The sequence below is a fragment of the Candidatus Zixiibacteriota bacterium genome (assembly GCA_020853795.1).
Taxonomy (GTDB): domain Bacteria; phylum Zixibacteria; class MSB-5A5; order CAIYYT01; family CAIYYT01; genus JADJGC01.
Genome location: JADYYF010000013.1, coordinates 1 through 15,108, shown reverse-complemented (window position 1 = coordinate 15,108; position 15,108 = coordinate 1). Strand labels below are relative to the sequence as shown.

Below are 15,108 nucleotides of genomic sequence, written 5' to 3'. Positions count from 1 at the left end.
CGCGTGGGCGAGTTCAAGGGCGGTGACGGGCGGGTGGCGCTGACCTCGAGCATCGAAAAGTATGAAGTATTTGCCACCTGAGTCGCAGCAGTCGGAAGCAGCCGAGATCGAAATCGACGTTGACACCAAGCCGGGCTGGTACCAGCGGCTCAAAGCTGTGCTGCGGCAGTTCAAGGCTGATCTGCACGGGCCGATTCCCGGCACCGAGGAACTCGGCCGGGGCGGTCGCATCAAAGCTCGCGTCAAGCACCTGGTCAAGCGTTACGGCTGGAAGCTGGTGCTGGCGATCGTGATCTACTACTTGATTCGCGATACCCTGCTCTACATCGTCATCCCCTTCCTGGTGGCCAAGCACCTGCTGGGTTGACATTGCGCTCGTGGCCGCTATATTAGCACCACGCCGGTCGATCATCGTCGGCGCGGATTAGAAAGATCTATGTCAGAAATCGACTCCCAGACATTCGCACAGTCGGCCAAGACAGTTTACGTTGAGACCTACGGCTGTCAGATGAACGAGTATGACTCGGAAATCGTGCGCGAGATTCTGCGGCGGAATGAATTTGTTCTGACCGACACCCCCGATGCGGCCGGAGTCGTGCTGCTGAATACTTGCGCCATTCGCGAGAACGCCCATGACAAGGTGCGGGCGCGCATCGGCGAGTTGCGGCATCTGAAGAAGCGGAACAAGCGGTTGATCCTCGGAGTGCTTGGTTGCATGGCGCAGAATCTCAAAAAGGAGCTGTTGGAGACCAATACCGGTGTCGACCTGATCGCCGGCCCCGACTCCTACAAGGCGTTGCCCGTCATGATCGACCGCGTGCACAACACCGGCGAGAAGGAATTCAAGCTGACGCTGTCGGAGTATGAGACCTACGCCGACGTATTCCCGACCAATCGTCACGGTATCAACGCCTGGGTCGCCGTGATGCGCGGCTGCGATAATTACTGCACCTTCTGCGTCGTCCCGATGACGCGCGGCCGCGAGCGTAGCCGCGACCCGTTCAATGTGATCGAAGAAGTGCGCCAATTGGCTGATCACGGCTTCAAACAGGTCACCCTGCTCGGCCAGAACGTCAATTCGTATACTTTCAAGGGTTTCGATTTCGCCAAGCTGATCACGGCGGTCGCGAACATCGAGGGGATCGAGCGGATTCGGTTCACTTCGCCGCATCCGAAAGATTTCCCCGAGCGGTTGATCGAGGTCGTCGCGACCAATCCGAAAGCATGCAAACATATTCACCTGCCGTTGCAGGCGGGCTCAAACCGGGTGTTAGACGCGATGAACCGCACCTACACGCGCGAACATTTCGTCGTCCTGGCGGAGCGGATGCGTAAGCTGATTCCGGGCCTGGTGCTGACGACCGACGTGATCGTGGGATTTCCGACTGAGACCGAGGCGGAGTTTGAGGAGACCCTGGCGGTTATGCGCGAGGTGCAGTTTGACTCGGCGTTCATGTTCAAGTACTCCGAGCGCAAGGGGACGGTGGCGCAGCGGACGATTCCGGACGACATTTCCGATGAAGTCAAGACCGAGCGGATGGTGCGCCTCGTCGATCAGCAACGACAGATATCCTACATACGCAATCAGGCACATTTGGGGCAGGCGTTTGAAGTCCTTGTCGAGGGATACGGCAAAAGGCCGAGTCAATTGCTCGGCCGCAACGACGGGAATAAGATTGTGGTCTTCCCCGACACCGGCGCCAAACCGGGTGAATTTGTCACCGTCCGCATCGAAGAAGTTACTCCGAATACTCTCATCGGCGTCGCCGTTTAGCCCGAGCCATAAACGAAAGCCGGGACAGCCTTGCGACCATCCCGGCGTTTGGTGATCAGCAGATTGCCGTCTTAGTGCACCGCCACCGCCGGTTTGTTCAAAGAGACCGGAATCGTATAGCGCGTGCCGTCTTTGTCATTGACCGCGAAGGTGAATGACTTCTGGAATTGATCCTCCGGCAGCGTGCTGTTGAGCTTTACCTTGATTTCTTTCGACTGCCCCGGCTTGATCTCGGCATCGGGCAGTCCCACCGCGAAGTATTCGCCGGCATCACTCACGAGGCTGAGGCGTATGGGTGCAGCCGAGACGTTCTTGACGGTCAGTTTTGTCTCCTGCGTCCGGGTCTGCGCTGTCAGCGCGATCTCACCCAAGGACAAGGTCAGCGGAGTGAGCGAGTCAGGGTTTGCATAGGCCTTGCCCTTAAACGTCAGCTGAAAGTTGCCGCGATCAGTGTCGTTGGTGGTCACGGTCGCGCTCTTGGCGAAATTGCCGCTGGCTGCCCTATTGGAGGTGTAGACCAATTCGACGCTGGTGCTGTCGCCGGCAGCCACTACTTCCTTCTTCAGGGGCGCCTTGGTGCAGCCGCAGCCGGGCCGCACGCTGAGAATCTTGAGCGAGTCGGCACCGCGGCTGTGCAGGGTGTAGGCGTGGGAGACCACGGCGCCTGCGGGAATGTAACCGAAGTCGAAGCCGGTGTCATCGATCTGCACCTTAGCGGCGACGGGGGCGGTGGCCGCGTCCTGCGCAAAGATGACCGCTGTGGTCAGCAGCACCAGGAACGCCGTGATGGTGGTGAGTGTTTTCATGGTTCCTCCAGAATAGTTTGTGTATTGTGGGTCGATTAAGTTCATGCTTATGTCGGTTTGCCCGCGCGTGCGAATTCCATCTGTTTCGATCGAGGGTTTTTACGACAACAGCTTTCGTGCCGCCAGCCCGAGGAGACTCGTCGATTCGCGTCGAAAGATCGGCACGATGTTGTCGATCTGGCAGCAGCCGAGGTCAATAATCGCTTTTACCATCAAGCGCACGTCGCGTTCGGTCTTGAGATCGGAGATTGTCAGTTTGCAGGTCTCGCTGCACTCGCCGACGGAGAACTGGATTTGCTTGACGCCGAGCGAGTCGAGCAAGCTTTCGGCCTCGCCTTTCTCCATACCGAGGGCATCCAGCAATGAGGACGCTTTCTCCTGGTTCAAGGCGACATCCTTGCCGACACCGTTGATGGCGATTTCGTAGCCGACTTTTTCACGCACATTGAAGGGTACGATCGCCAGGAGGACCACAGCGGCCGCGGCCGCGATCAATGCCAGGCGCCGCCGCAGGGCCGGTGCGGCCGGGCGCCTGAAGGTGTGGGTAGTTTCAACTTTTTGCCGCATGATTTCCAACGGAAGTGGAGCGGCCGGCTCGACACGTTGTAGTTCTTCAAGGTCTTGCCGCAACGCTTGTTCCGCTGCGATCAGGCCGGTACACGCGGCACACGACTTCAGGTGCTCCAGCAGCTCTTGATCCGCGCGATATTGGGCCGGATCCCAGCGGAAGGCCTCTAATCTTTTTCGGGCTTGGTAGCACAGCATAGCTGTTCGATTTCTCCGTTCATCAGGGTCACTCCACGTTTGCGGCCCAGTTTCAGCAGGCGTTCGCGCATTTTGCCTCGCGCCCGCGACAGGCGCATCTTGACCACCGCCTCGTTCGTTGTCAGCAGGCCGGCCAGCTCTGAAATTTTCCAGCCCTCGAGTTCCGCCAACGTCACCAGAATCCGTTCCTCCGCGCTGAGAGCGTCCAGCGCATACGCCACACGCCGGCGGGCATCGTATTGGTGCGAGGGATCTTCGCCACCAGCCGCCGACTCCAGATCGTAAACACCCGCCAGCACGCGCCGCCACCACGGGCTGGCAAATCGATCGCGATAGGTATTGTTGATGATGCGGTACAGCCACGGCCGGAACACCGCAGTATCACGTAACGCTGCGAAGCCGCGGTAGGCTTTCATGATTGCATCCTGATACACGTCGTCGCCGTCATCGGTATTGCCCACCAGGCGCAGGCAATAGGCGCGCGCCCGTTGATGCTCGCACTCCAAAAGCTCCCAGAATCGACTGGCATAATCATTCACCTGCATAAGAGACAGAATTCGCTGCCAAAAGGTAACAGGAAAATTGTCGAACCTGTCCTGCCGGCTGGGTACTCGCACTTACTGAGCAAGATAATGCATTCCCCTGCTTGAACTTAGGGTGGCCTGGCAGGAGCGAGCCCGGAAGCGTTCAGGCTTGGCCGCCGCCTTAAATCCCGCTATTGTAGGTCTATGCTTTACATGGTTATTGAACGCTTCAAGAACGGCGACATCGCTCCGGTCGGCGAACGCTATCGCAAGATGGGACGCCTGACGCCGGATGGTCTCAACTATGTCGCCAGTTGGCTTAATCCAGGCGGCACAATTTGTTTCCAAATCATGGAATCTGCGAGCCCGTAGTTACTCGATACGTGGATCTCCAATTGGAATGATCTGGTCGATTTCGAAGTGACTCCCGTCGTGACCTCTTCCGAATTCTGGAAGCGACGCAGCCAGAAGGGATGAATGACACTGCGGCGGTTGCGAGGGCATCTTGTTTGAATGAGCTTGGCCGGCGCAGGCAGGCGCGGCGCGATAAGGACTGACGCTGCGGCAAGCCCTCACCCTTGCCTCTCTCCCAGGAGGAGAGGGGAGAACAAGCGCATGCAGAGAGCGGTCGACGAGTTCGAAAGCAGAGTGCTTCGTCGCGGTGGGGGGAGGAGGGAGCGTTAAGTGCAGGTTCGCTCCTCGCAATGACACGATGGGGGCTGGCGTCAGTGAGGCAATGGTCGGTCGAGAGGGAGAGAACCGGAGGCTGCAACGAATGATTTGGCGTAGACGTGAAGCCGGTCACCTGGCGTTCAGGGTTGGGAGGACTTGATCCGCAATCGGGAGGGACATGACTCCTGGCTGCCAATGAGCAACGCCGTCCCGCGTGTACGGGACGGCGCTTTAATATCGGTCAAATTAGGCAGGTACCGGGCGAACGCGATTCGGCCGCCCAGCTGTCAACGTCGATGGAACTAACGGTCGCGACGGCCGCCGCCGTAACCACCGCGGCCACCGCCGCCGCCACCCGGACGACGATCGCCACCGCCACCACCGCCGCCCATGCGGGGGTTGTTCTCACGCGGGCGCGCTTCGTTCACATTCAGCGTCCGGCCGAGGAATTCCTTGCCGTTCATGCCGGCAATAGCCGCCTGCGCTTCTTCTTTCGTCGCCATTTCAACAAAGCCGAAGCCGCGGGGTTCGCCCGAGAACTTGTCCTTGATGATGGTGGCACGGGCAACATTGCCGAAAGCCGAAAAAGCGTTCTTCAGATCCTCTTCCGTTGCCTGACGTGACAGATTGCCTACGAAGATGTTCATCTCTCTCTCCTGTTTGGTCTGCCGCAAAAGAATTGCGATGGCAAGGCGCAAGCCCGCGGCAAACAATTGTTGGTGCGCACTATTGCGCTACGTCTCCGGGAATTAATTGTGGTCGGTGTTACTCTCTACTTGGACAGGTTCTACCTTAAACAAATAATGTGGGAGACTTGTGGTCACACATGGATAGATTATCGTCCGATTTGATCCCTGTCAATAGCATTTTTGTTTAATTTCGCAACGCGATCGGGGTGGAATGCGCAAAGAGCCCGCAATTACTGCCGCAAATCGACGCGGCCCCGGCGCTCAAGGTGCCACAATCCGGCCCAACGCTTCCGCATCACCTGAAGCCAAGGCTGTTTCCAGGGCTGTCAGGAATTCGGCAACCCTGTCCGGTTCGATCCCGGCCGCGGCGAAGTGGTTGGCTCCCGCGATCTGAAAGTCGATTGGGCCGGTGCCGGGCAGCTCGTAGCGCGAGTTGTAGCAGATCGCCAAATCGAGATCTTCCAGGGGGCGAAAGGCGAATTCGGACCAGTCAAAATACGCTCGCCATGAGAGTGGGAGCAGGCTGATCAGGTTGGCGAGGAAGCGATCCGTGTACCCGGAGTTCTTGTCACCGAAGGCAACCAGTCGATCACCGCTAAGGAGCCGGCGAAGTGGGGTCAGGTAGTCATTCTCCTGGAGCTCGGCCAAGCAGGGTGACAAGTTCGGCTCCGCTTGTACGAGGGGCACTTCGACTTCCCGCTCCTGTGACAATTCTGCCGACGTCCCCGAACTGACTAACTGCTCCGCTACTGGATGGAGATCGCCCCGTAGTTCAACAAATTGATCTTGCGTCAGGATAGCCGTATGGCGCAGCAGCGCCCCCCAGCGACCGGAGAAGTCCTTGCCAAATTGGCTCACTTTCGTCAACGCGCACAGCGGAGTCTCGCCCGCACGGAACCACCTAACGGTCAGTGATGAGACGAACTCTTCATTCTTGCAGTCACCGAATTCGTTATAGAGTTCAAGCAGCCATTGTTCGAGGTCGGCGTCGATGCCGGGAGTCTTGAAGACAACCTGCTGCGAACCAGGGAGATCGGGGAAGGTGCCGTAAATCAGATGATCGAGCTTCATCCACTGTTAAATCTGCGGTACTGAAGGCGGCTTCGGGGGTGTACCCGACTTTCGTTTGACGATCAGGTTGTAGTCGCGGCCGAAGTCGAGCCGGACGCCGGTTTCGAGCTTCGGATAAAACGTCTCGATCGGATTCTCAAACGGGGCCTGTTCGTAACGAATCGACTGGTCGGTCAGGTCGAGCCACTTGAACGTCACCGGTGCGTTGCCCACGCCCGTGATTTTTTGACTTACGGTCGGTGTCCCGCTAAAATTGGAGAACTCGACATAGGGATCAGTTCCAATCTGGGCCACGACCTGCGACCGATCGCGCAGGCCCTGAATCGTCAGTTCGATTTCGAATTTCTGCTCCGCGACCGCGGTGCCGCCGGACTTGAACTGCTCTTGCGCGCCTTCGACCTTCTTGACGAAGGCGGGATCGAGGCTGTCGGCGGGGTGCTTCTGCCAGAATTCCGTCATCTTCGTATCGAACGCCGCTTGCTGTTCGCCGGGCGGCAGCTTGCCAACGTCGTCGGCGATTTTCTTGTAGTCCTTTTTGGCTGCATCAGTAGCCGCTTTGTACGGTGAATCTTCCGCAACCTCCTCAACCAAAGGTTTGGCGTCGGCCGAGACCTGGCTTTGGGTGAACTGCTGGCGCGCCTTAGCGTAGTCGATCATCGGCTTGGCACCGAAGAATTCCGCCACCGGCATTCGTTTCAGGTAGTCGTCGAACTTGCTCTTGATGATGTTGGCCGTCGCCTGGTCGATCGGCTGCGGTCCCGATATAAAAGCCTTGTTGTAGCCGTCCTCGGCCCGCTTCAACTGGTCGTCATAGATAAACGCAACGTGGTACAGGTTGAAAGCGCTGTAGAGCGCCATCCAGACGATGCTCAGTCCGATCACCCACTTGGTGATCCGCCACCAGAACTGCTTGCGTTTGTTGAAGAGAATCCGGTTAAACGACCAGACCAGCGGATCGGGGACGCCGGAGGGGGTAATTTCGCGCGGCGGTTGTACAGCGCCCGCAGCTACTTTCTCCAGTCCACCGGTCGCGGTAACGAAGAAGAACTGGAAGTCGAGATTGTAGGAGGTCATCGAGTCGATCAAGTTGGCCAAAGTCCGCGTGACCCGTTCGCATGAGCGCGCCCAGACCTCGCCGAAGCGACGTTGATTGACGGTGGCCAGCCCCTTGATGAACGCCGAAACCGATTTGCCCTTGTGTACGGCGGCATTGGCCGGGATCAGTTCCACCGGATTTGACGGCGAGAATCCTTCCAGGAAGTCGGCTTTGGTAATCACGATGCCGATCGGGACCTTCTTCGGCGCACAGTCGCGCAGGTCGTTGATAATCGTCTGAAACGCGGCGATTTGTTCGCGCAGCAGGACGTCGGTATCGAGCACCGAAGCGTCGATAAAGAAGAGGGCCGCGCGGGCGTACGGGAAGAAGCGAGCGAATTGTTTGCGCAACCCACCGGGCTCGGCGATCGAGAGCGTTTCGCCCTTGTAGTCGACGGTGTAGAACTTGATGCCCTTGCGGATTGACATGTCGAGGCCGAATTTGAGCACGCGCGTCTCGGAGGTCATCGTCGGGAACTTGCGCTCGCCTTCGATTTCGACCTGTCGCCCTTCCTTGATCTTGATCTGTTTTCCCCGCATCAGGTTGTAGTTCTCGATCAGCGCCGCCGCGGTTTCGTTGTCGAGCGGCGAAAGCTTGTACTCCGGATTGCCCTTGAGCAATTCGTAGAGCACCGAGAAATAGACGGTCTTGCCGGCATTCGAATGCCCGAACACGAGGACGACGTTGTCGTCCGGCTGGAACGGGATATCGGCCGCGCCTTTGGCCGGCGGGGGTACCGCCGAGGCTTTCTTGAAGATGCCGAAAGCTTTCTTGATCAGTCCGATCGGATTCAAGCTCATTGCGCCCCCTCATGTTTGGATGACATCAACTCCGCGGCCTTGTCGCGGTGCACTTTCTCCCACGGCTTACGGATATTCAGCGCTCCATAGATGAAGGCCGCGCACAGCACCAGGTACACGATGTAGACGGGCCAGCGGTTGCGGAAGACGTGGAGCACGAAACGCCAGTTGAAGACCGAGAAGACGGCATTGCCGAGGGCGCCGAAGAAATGCTTGAGCCCGCGCAGAATCGCCGATTCGCCTTTGTAGATTTCGTGCGTGCGCAGATACCAGGCAGCGAAGTCATTGTGTTCGGAGATGGCACGCAGTTCGTCGGCCGGCGCGAAGGTGCGGATTTCGTCTTTGCGGCCCTTCTGATTCAGCGCCGCGATATGCAGCATTTTTTTCTGCCAGGTATCGGAGCGGACAATGCGCGTGGCCGAGACATTGATCTGGTCGGATTCGCGGAAGTTGACAGCGATTTGGGCGGTGCGGTGCAGCACCAGGGTACGGAAGTCGCGTTCGCGTTTGCCGAAGCTGCGGATTTTGCTGCCGAAGACCAGCGGGGCGATCACCTGCTCGACGAACTGGCTATCGTCGACGATACCGCGCAGTTTTTTGGCGGCCAGGAACGCGTTCTGGCATTGCTGGGGGGGCCGCCGCACATACCAGAAGTAGAGCGCCATGAGATTGGCGACGACCAGCGTCACTGCCTGCGAATTGCGCGGGACGGTGTTGATTCGTTGTTTCAGGTGCTCGTCGATAGCGAGGCCGCCATCCCGGGACAGGTCGAGACGATCCAGTTCGGCAAAATAGCTTTCACAATCGCGGATGAACGTGTCGGCGGAGAAGTCCGCTTGCTGACGCTCGTAGCGGTTGAGCTGGACAAAGATGGAATTGATTAAGGCCTTGAGTTTTTCCGACATCCCTGTTTACCGCGCTCTGGAAAAGATCGAGACGTGGTTCATTTTCACCGCTTCCAATGCGGACCGATCGACATCACCATCGATAATTATGTTGAGCCGGTCAAGTCTTGAACTCTTGAGCGGGAAATATTCATTGGGTTGGATCAGCCAGAAATCTGGATCGGTGACATCCTCAACCGGCTTGCGCGCCACGGAGGCGGCGGCGATATCGTCCACTTCGTTGGCGCCAAGATAAATGATCACGTTGGCGGCATACTGCATCGGCAGCACTTTTTTGTGCAGCCTGACGATGACGTCCTCGGTGCCGCGGGGATCGACGCCGTCGATGATGATGTGATGGCGATTGTTGCGGAACGAATACTTGACTGCGCCATGATGCTGGATCAGGAAGCGGTAGCCGTCGCGCTCGATCGCATCGCCGGTGCGGCCGGCGGCGCCGGAAGCGTAGTAGCTGAGGATTGCGGCGACGAAGCCGAGGACGCGTTCGGTGTCATTGAAGAACTGCGTCATTTCCTCATAGCCATAGGAGCGCGTCTGGTAGTCGCGCAGCTCCGGCAGGATATTGCCGCCATTGAGTTCGCCTTTGTCAGAGCCGATCGTGGCGGTCCGGACGTACTCGCGCAGTTCCGGGTAGATCAGAAAGCTTTGCTGGAAGCCGCCGACGAACCCGGCGAAGAAGTTCATCAGCGACCGTGCCGGAACGCCGCTGTGGTTATCGAGAATGACGTTGTAATTGAAACCCAGGCTGTGCAGGAGATTTTCGGTCTGAAGGAAGACGCCGCGAATGATTTCTTCCTCGCCGGCGGCCGGACGGCTCTTGGTCTTCATGCGTACTTCGGCGATGGCCGCCACGCCGGCGCGCTGGATGGCGTCCAACAGCTTGCGCAGATTGTCCATGCGCTGCAAGACAGCCTTGCCACAGGTGGTGCTCATCACGGCGGGCACGAAGCCTTCGTCCAGGCGCACATCATCGCCCTCGCGCACGATCTCGGCGATCTGCAACCCGGCCGTCGCGGAGAGACTATCCGACGGTGCGGTTGTCAGGCTCAAGCGCGGGACCTGGTAGGGCTGGCGGCTTAAGAGCTCGCCCGCCAGCGGGTCGCCAAATTGCGTGCGTTCAGTCGGGGAAGCGTACAGGAAGACGGGAATCCGCTCCCGTTTCTCCTTGCTGAGATCGAAGCTCAACTCGACGGTCTTATGCTTGAGGAAGGCGTCGTTGACATTGACCAGACTGCCGTTGGGAAGAATCGCGGTGCATTTCATCACCGTGACGGTCGCGGTCGGACCGCTGCGCCGCAGTTGGACCTCGAGCGGTTCGGTTTTACTGGCGGCACCTTTGGCCAGGCCGTAGCCGGGCGCGAGCGCCATCGTCCCCGCGCGCTGCAGATTGTAAACGAAGTCGGCTTCCTGATTGAAATGACGGCTTGTGATCAGCATGCCGTCGATCCAGTTGACGCCCCAGACGTTCAGATCATCCATGTATCAGACCCATACAGATTAAGTGCCCGCAATATATCCCGCTACACCGTCTCCCGCAAGTAAGATGAGAATCCGAGGAACGCGCTGTGCGGCTCATCACCTATCACAAATATCGACAAGCCCGGTTGAAAATGAAAACGCAATTCCGAACGCAAGTGTGCCGGTCGGAACAGGGTTAGCAAGTTGTTCGCGATCACGCGGCGCCGCCCGGTCGGCGCGAACTCCGGGATATCCTCCGCCGACAAGTCGCTGACGTTGACGCGAAACGTCGAGAAATTCTCTTCAAATTCCGAGCCCGGATAGAAGTCGCGGCCCAGATAACTGTTGGTTTGTCCGAGGCGCGAGTAGTATTCGGCGGGAATGGACTCGAGTGCCGGGATGTTTTCTTCGATCGCGACCGGTTTGCGCAGAAAGGCGGGCAAGATCCGTTCATAGAGCAGCCGCCGTCCGAGAAAATAGGGCGCGAAGAAGCGCAGCAACAGCAGGTATTTGCGATCCTCCTTGCCGAGGGTGGGCAGGTCGCCGCCCAGACTCTCCCAGTAGAGCAGTTCCGCATCGTTATCTTCGATCGCAAACAGCAGCTTGAGCCGAAGCAGATAGAAGGCGATCCAGTGCCGATAGGTGATCGTGTCGAACGCGCTCCAGAATTCCAGGTACCGGTCTTCCCACACACCGGGATGATGATCGGATTCTTCCAGCTGCTCGACGAAAAAGCCCTGGGGGAAGTGATTTTTGAAAGAGGGCAAGTAGGCAAAAATGATGCGTTCGTCGCGGCGCGCCACCCGGGAGGTCACCGTGCGGATGGTCTCGATATCGGAGAAGAAGTTGCCATGCGCCTCGAGGCTGACGAACCAGAACTGGCCGGCTTCGATCCCCAGTGTGTGCAGCAGCAGGCTGAATTCCGAGAGGCGAGTACGCTCACGGATGCGATAATCGGGAGTGACAAAGCCGGTATTCATCAGGCAGTCACCAGCCGCGCCGCCAAGTGGAGATTGAGCGGCGTATAGCTATCCAGGTATTGGCCGAGACGCTGCATCAGGTACTTTTGTTCTTCCGGCGACAGTTTGGTGTCCGAGCGCAACGCAATGTCGACGATCACCGAAGGAACCAGTCCGCCGCGCGTCCGCGTGACGCCGCGGACGGCCTTGGCCGAGTCGATACGGCTGTCAAAGTTACGCGCGAGGAATTCGATTTCGCCCTCCGAGAGGGCAACGCCGTGATTACGCAGGAAGAAGCCGGTCATGCGCCGCAGCTCTTCGTCCGACTTGGCGTCCGACCCGCCTGCCGAGCTGATCAGATTGCGCGGGGAGTGCAGTTGGGGATGATCCCGTACCAGCCGCAGTTCGGTTTCGGCGCCGATGCCGTTGCCGTCCGCGCCTTCGGTCAGCGCGTATTGTACCACCACGAAATCCGGCGGCTCTTTGCCGGTGGCTTCGAAGTTCAAGGCGATTTTGACCGCTCCTTCTTCCTCGATCACCGTGTATTTATGCGGATTAGCGTAGGTGGTCAGATCGAGGTGGTCATAGTATTCCTGATCGCGTGAATCCCAGACCCGGTCGATGGAGAACAATTTCTTGGTGAGATCCTCACCTTCGTTCTGATACTCGAACAGGTTGATCTCCAGCGCCGGCTGGCCCATGGTATACTTATTGAGATGCGCCTTGCGGCGGTTAATGAGCAGCAACGTGTTGGCGTCAAAGTGGACGAAGCGGCGCAGGTCGCCGACTTTCTCGTCACGGGCCAGATCAACCTTCAGCCAGACCCGCGGTGTTGCCAGCTTGCTGAAATCCAGGTGGGCGAACTTCTGGTGAATCGCCGGTGGAATCGGCATCTTCTCGGCCGCCTGCAACAGCTCACCGGGCAAGTAGACGAAATTCTTGGCGGGGGCCAGATAGTGTTTGAAATGCCAGAGCAGTTTGCCGGAGGTCAGAAAGTCGCTGCTGTAAAGGCGGCTCTGGAAGTTGGTTTCGACTTCCAGTTCGCGAATATCGAGGTGTTTGAATATCTCGAGACGATCCTGATATTCGCCCGGTTTGACGCCGGCACCCTTGTTGCCGACCACCTGCCACTCGACCCAGTTGAGCATGTGACCGGCTTCCGCGTCGGGACCGGTATAGAGGGGCAGTCCGGTGATCTCGGTCAGCGGTAGTCCCGCCTGCAATCCGATCCAGATCGTTCCGCCCAATTGCGGCGGGGCGTTGCGCTTCATCGTGCGGTAGGCCGGCGAATCGAGCGCTTCCTCCCACTTGTCCGCTTCCGGCGGCAGCACCTTGAGGACGCGGAAATACTCACCGGAGGTAAAAAGGACGACGTCGGCATAGACATCGAGAATCTCCTGCCCGTAGAGCGGATAGAAGGAGTACTCGCGCGGATAGGCGCCGCCCAGGGTGCAGGCGAACTCCAGATCGGTATCGATCCAGGCGCGGCGGTCCGTGCAGCGGCAGGAGAGCATGGTAAACGCCGGCACGGGTCGTCGAATTCCGGTCACGAAGAAATTGCTGATGAGAGAGTCGATGACATCCTGGCCGGCGCGCTTGAGTTTGTCCTCGGTGCTGGTGGTGTGGAAGGCAAACGCCTTCAGCATCAGCAGCAGCGCCGGATCCATCTGTTTTTCGCCGGAAGGGACCTGATAGCCCCAGAACTTCAGGCGGTCGATCATTTCCTGATAGACGCGTTCTTCTCGATCAGTCCACTTCTCCGCCACTTTGCTTCCTCTCAGATTTCCCAGGACAAATCAAAGCGTTGGTTGCCGGGGCCGGTGCCGGTGACGCGACAGACGAAGGTTGCCGTGGGCGTGGAGACGTTGTCGGAAATCGACACGTTGACGACGAGGCCGAGGTACTGCCGGAATTGTCGGAGCACGTGATTGCGCACCTCGACTTTGAGGTCGTCGTAATATTCCGGCGTGAACTGCGGCGAGCGGCAACCGAATTCCGGATCGGGGCGATAACTGCCCAGTTCCGTTTCCAGAAGGAAGCGGGCGAATTCGGCGATGCCGGTCGTGCGCACGAACCGGTTGTCGCGGAGTTCTATGGGTACCCGAACTGCTTCGTTGGCCATCGTTTAGTTGAGCTTGATCAAACCACCCTGCACATTGACCATGGCACTGCCCTTGACGTCGGTCGTCGCGCCTTCCAGTCCGGCCTGGCCGTTGGCTTTCAATTTCATGTTGCCATTGGCGGTGGCGTCGACGCTCATGCCGTCGATCTTGATTCCCTGCGCGGCTTTCATCGAGGCGTTCTTGCTTTGGGACTCGATGGACACGTCGTCCTGGGCTTTGATCGTAAAGGCCTTGCCGGCCTCCATGCTGATATTTTCCTTCGCCTTAAGCACTATATCTTTATCGGAAGTAATCGTAATTGTATTCTTGTCGGATTCGATCACAATCGAATTCGCCCCGGTCTTGTCGATGATCTTGATCGCTTCCTGGCCCGATTTGTCATCGAAAATCAGCTGGTGCCCCGAGCGGGTATAGATGATTTTGATATCGTTGTCGTCGCTATACATTTCGCTGCGGGGCATATCGGTGCCGTTCCATAACGCACCGATGACCACCGGGTGCGTCGGGTCGCCGTTTTCGAAAATGACCATGACCTGGTCGTCGATTTCCGGCATAAAGTACATCCCGCGGTCACGCCCAGCGTACGGCATCAGCACCGGGGCCCAATCGCTTTCCATCATGCTGCCGGAGTCGCCCTCAGGGACGTAATACTGCAGCTTGATCCGCCCCAGTTTGTCCGGATCCTTGTTATCCGACACCACGGCCGGAAACGGGTCCATTCGCCGGGCATAGGTTTCGGCACCGCGCCAGCTCGGCACTGCCGCCTCCAGCGGCAGCACTTCGAGAACGTTATAGTAGCCGACTTCCGCATCGACCGTATGGCGCACGGCTTCGACGAAATAGATACCGTTGTAGGCGCTGCCGGCGTCGCTCAGTTTGACCGTATCGCCGACCTTGATGCTGGGCACATTGCACTGAATGGTACCTTCGAGCAAACCGGCGACGGCTTCCTGCCCGTCGGACAGTGCCTGGAGTTTGACTTCGTTCTGATGGAAGTCGGCCTCCGCCATGCCGTACGAGGTTCCGCTCGACAACGACCGAGAGCCGCTGAAGGCTTTCTGCGCCAGGGACGAGAACGAGGTTGCCGTTGACTGCTGCCCGGTGAAAGCCGCCTTCTGCGCGCGGTCCCAGCCAAACGCTTTGTGATTCAACTGCTGGGCGCTCAGTTTGAAATCGATGCTGCCGACGTTTTTGCCCCAGAAGATTTCGGCCTGATTCCTCGTGGCCGCCGGGCCGATGCTCAATTTCCGGCCGTCGTAGTAGAGCCAGCTGTCACTGATGCTGACGTGCGACACCAGGAATTCCCAGTCGGTCTCATTCCATTGGACGAACTGCTCCGGTTTGTGCGAGGCATCGCCGCTGAGTTGCACCCCGGCCATCTCGAGGCCGGCGTCCTGTACGAGCTGATTGGCGATGTCGCTCCGGCTCAGCTGTTTGTGGGTTACGAATTTGTTGCGGAAGTCCAT

The 15,108-nt window shown here is 58.4% G+C and carries 14 protein-coding genes and 1 pseudogene; 3 read left to right on the top strand and 12 right to left on the bottom strand.

Annotated features, from left to right (window positions below; all coding sequences use genetic code 11):
• Positions 1 to 61 precede the first annotated feature (61 nt).
• Positions 62 to 367, top strand: a complete 306-nt coding sequence (locus IT585_01120) for a hypothetical protein (protein ID MCC6961830.1) — start codon at positions 62 to 64, stop codon at positions 365 to 367.
• Between the two features lie 69 nt (positions 368 to 436).
• Positions 437 to 1,774: a tRNA (N6-isopentenyl adenosine(37)-C2)-methylthiotransferase MiaB gene (gene miaB, locus IT585_01115; GenBank protein ID MCC6961829.1), complete on the top strand. Its 1,338-nt coding sequence runs from the start codon at positions 437 to 439 to the stop codon at positions 1,772 to 1,774.
• Positions 1,775 to 1,845: 71 nt separating this feature from the next.
• Here the strand turns inward: miaB and IT585_01110 are convergent, their stop codons facing one another.
• The 3 genes from IT585_01110 to IT585_01100 form a co-directional block, all read right to left on the bottom strand.
• Positions 1,846 to 2,580 (bottom strand): DUF1573 domain-containing protein, encoded by a 735-nt coding sequence (locus tag IT585_01110; GenBank protein ID MCC6961828.1) that lies wholly within the window; start codon positions 2,578 to 2,580, stop codon positions 1,846 to 1,848.
• Between the two features lie 99 nt (positions 2,581 to 2,679).
• Positions 2,680 to 3,345 carry a hypothetical protein gene (locus IT585_01105; GenBank protein MCC6961827.1) on the bottom strand — a complete coding sequence of 222 codons (666 nt, stop codon included), beginning with the start codon at positions 3,343 to 3,345 and terminating at the stop codon, positions 2,680 to 2,682.
• Complete coding sequence (locus IT585_01100) at positions 3,315 to 3,890, bottom strand: RNA polymerase sigma factor (protein MCC6961826.1); 576 nt, start codon at positions 3,888 to 3,890, stop codon at positions 3,315 to 3,317. The genes IT585_01105 and IT585_01100 overlap by 31 nt, the downstream gene beginning before the upstream one ends.
• Positions 3,891 to 4,073: 183 nt before the next feature.
• Here IT585_01100 and IT585_01095 point away from each other — a divergent pair.
• Positions 4,074 to 4,346, top strand: a pseudogene (locus IT585_01095) (DUF3303 family protein).
• 497 nt (positions 4,347 to 4,843) lie between these two features.
• Here IT585_01095 and IT585_01090 read toward each other — a convergent pair.
• From IT585_01090 to IT585_01050, 9 genes are all read right to left on the bottom strand, one after another.
• Positions 4,844 to 5,188, bottom strand: a complete 345-nt coding sequence (locus IT585_01090; protein MCC6961825.1) for an RNA-binding protein — start codon at positions 5,186 to 5,188, stop codon at positions 4,844 to 4,846.
• Positions 5,189 to 5,491: 303 nt separating this feature from the next.
• Positions 5,492 to 6,301 (bottom strand): hypothetical protein, encoded by an 810-nt coding sequence (locus tag IT585_01085; GenBank protein ID MCC6961824.1) that lies wholly within the window; start codon positions 6,299 to 6,301, stop codon positions 5,492 to 5,494.
• A gap of 6 nt (positions 6,302 to 6,307) precedes the next feature.
• Positions 6,308 to 8,197 (bottom strand): hypothetical protein, encoded by a 1,890-nt coding sequence (locus IT585_01080; protein MCC6961823.1) that lies wholly within the window; start codon positions 8,195 to 8,197, stop codon positions 6,308 to 6,310.
• On the bottom strand, positions 8,194 to 9,102 hold the full coding sequence (locus IT585_01075) for a hypothetical protein (protein ID MCC6961822.1): 909 nt from the start codon (positions 9,100 to 9,102) through the stop codon (positions 8,194 to 8,196). Before IT585_01075 ends, IT585_01080 begins: the two co-directional genes overlap by 4 nt.
• Before the next feature lie 6 nt (positions 9,103 to 9,108).
• Positions 9,109 to 10,581 (bottom strand): hypothetical protein, encoded by a 1,473-nt coding sequence (locus IT585_01070; GenBank protein MCC6961821.1) that lies wholly within the window; start codon positions 10,579 to 10,581, stop codon positions 9,109 to 9,111.
• A gap of 41 nt (positions 10,582 to 10,622) precedes the next feature.
• Positions 10,623 to 11,540: a type VI secretion system baseplate subunit TssG gene (locus IT585_01065; protein MCC6961820.1), complete on the bottom strand. Its 918-nt coding sequence runs from the start codon at positions 11,538 to 11,540 to the stop codon at positions 10,623 to 10,625.
• Positions 11,540 to 13,285: a hypothetical protein gene (locus IT585_01060; GenBank protein ID MCC6961819.1), complete on the bottom strand. Its 1,746-nt coding sequence runs from the start codon at positions 13,283 to 13,285 to the stop codon at positions 11,540 to 11,542. The genes IT585_01065 and IT585_01060 overlap by 1 nt, the downstream gene beginning before the upstream one ends.
• An 11-nt stretch (positions 13,286 to 13,296) precedes the next feature.
• Entirely contained in the window at positions 13,297 to 13,641 is a 345-nt protein-coding gene (locus IT585_01055; protein ID MCC6961818.1) for a hypothetical protein, read from the bottom strand.
• 3 nt (positions 13,642 to 13,644) lie between these two features.
• On the bottom strand, positions 13,645 to 15,108 hold a 1,464-nt coding region (locus IT585_01050; protein MCC6961817.1), incomplete at its 5' end, for a hypothetical protein.

Coding starts and splice junctions, on each gene's coding strand:
- IT585_01120 (MCC6961830.1), top strand. CDS start 62: ATGAAGTATTTGCCACCTGAGTCGCAGCAGTCGGAAGCAGCCGAGATC.
- miaB (MCC6961829.1), top strand. CDS start 437: ATGTCAGAAATCGACTCCCAGACATTCGCACAGTCGGCCAAGACAGTT.
- IT585_01110 (MCC6961828.1), bottom strand. CDS start 2,580: ATGAAAACACTCACCACCATCACGGCGTTCCTGGTGCTGCTGACCACA.
- IT585_01105 (MCC6961827.1), bottom strand. CDS start 3,345: ATGCTGTGCTACCAAGCCCGAAAAAGATTAGAGGCCTTCCGCTGGGAT.
- IT585_01100 (MCC6961826.1), bottom strand. CDS start 3,890: ATGCAGGTGAATGATTATGCCAGTCGATTCTGGGAGCTTTTGGAGTGC.
- IT585_01090 (MCC6961825.1), bottom strand. CDS start 5,188: ATGAACATCTTCGTAGGCAATCTGTCACGTCAGGCAACGGAAGAGGAT.
- IT585_01085 (MCC6961824.1), bottom strand. CDS start 6,301: ATGAAGCTCGATCATCTGATTTACGGCACCTTCCCCGATCTCCCTGGT.
- IT585_01080 (MCC6961823.1), bottom strand. CDS start 8,197: ATGAGCTTGAATCCGATCGGACTGATCAAGAAAGCTTTCGGCATCTTC.
- IT585_01075 (MCC6961822.1), bottom strand. CDS start 9,102: ATGTCGGAAAAACTCAAGGCCTTAATCAATTCCATCTTTGTCCAGCTC.
- IT585_01070 (MCC6961821.1), bottom strand. CDS start 10,581: ATGGATGATCTGAACGTCTGGGGCGTCAACTGGATCGACGGCATGCTG.
- IT585_01065 (MCC6961820.1), bottom strand. CDS start 11,540: ATGAATACCGGCTTTGTCACTCCCGATTATCGCATCCGTGAGCGTACT.
- IT585_01055 (MCC6961818.1), bottom strand. CDS start 13,641: ATGGCCAACGAAGCAGTTCGGGTACCCATAGAACTCCGCGACAACCGG.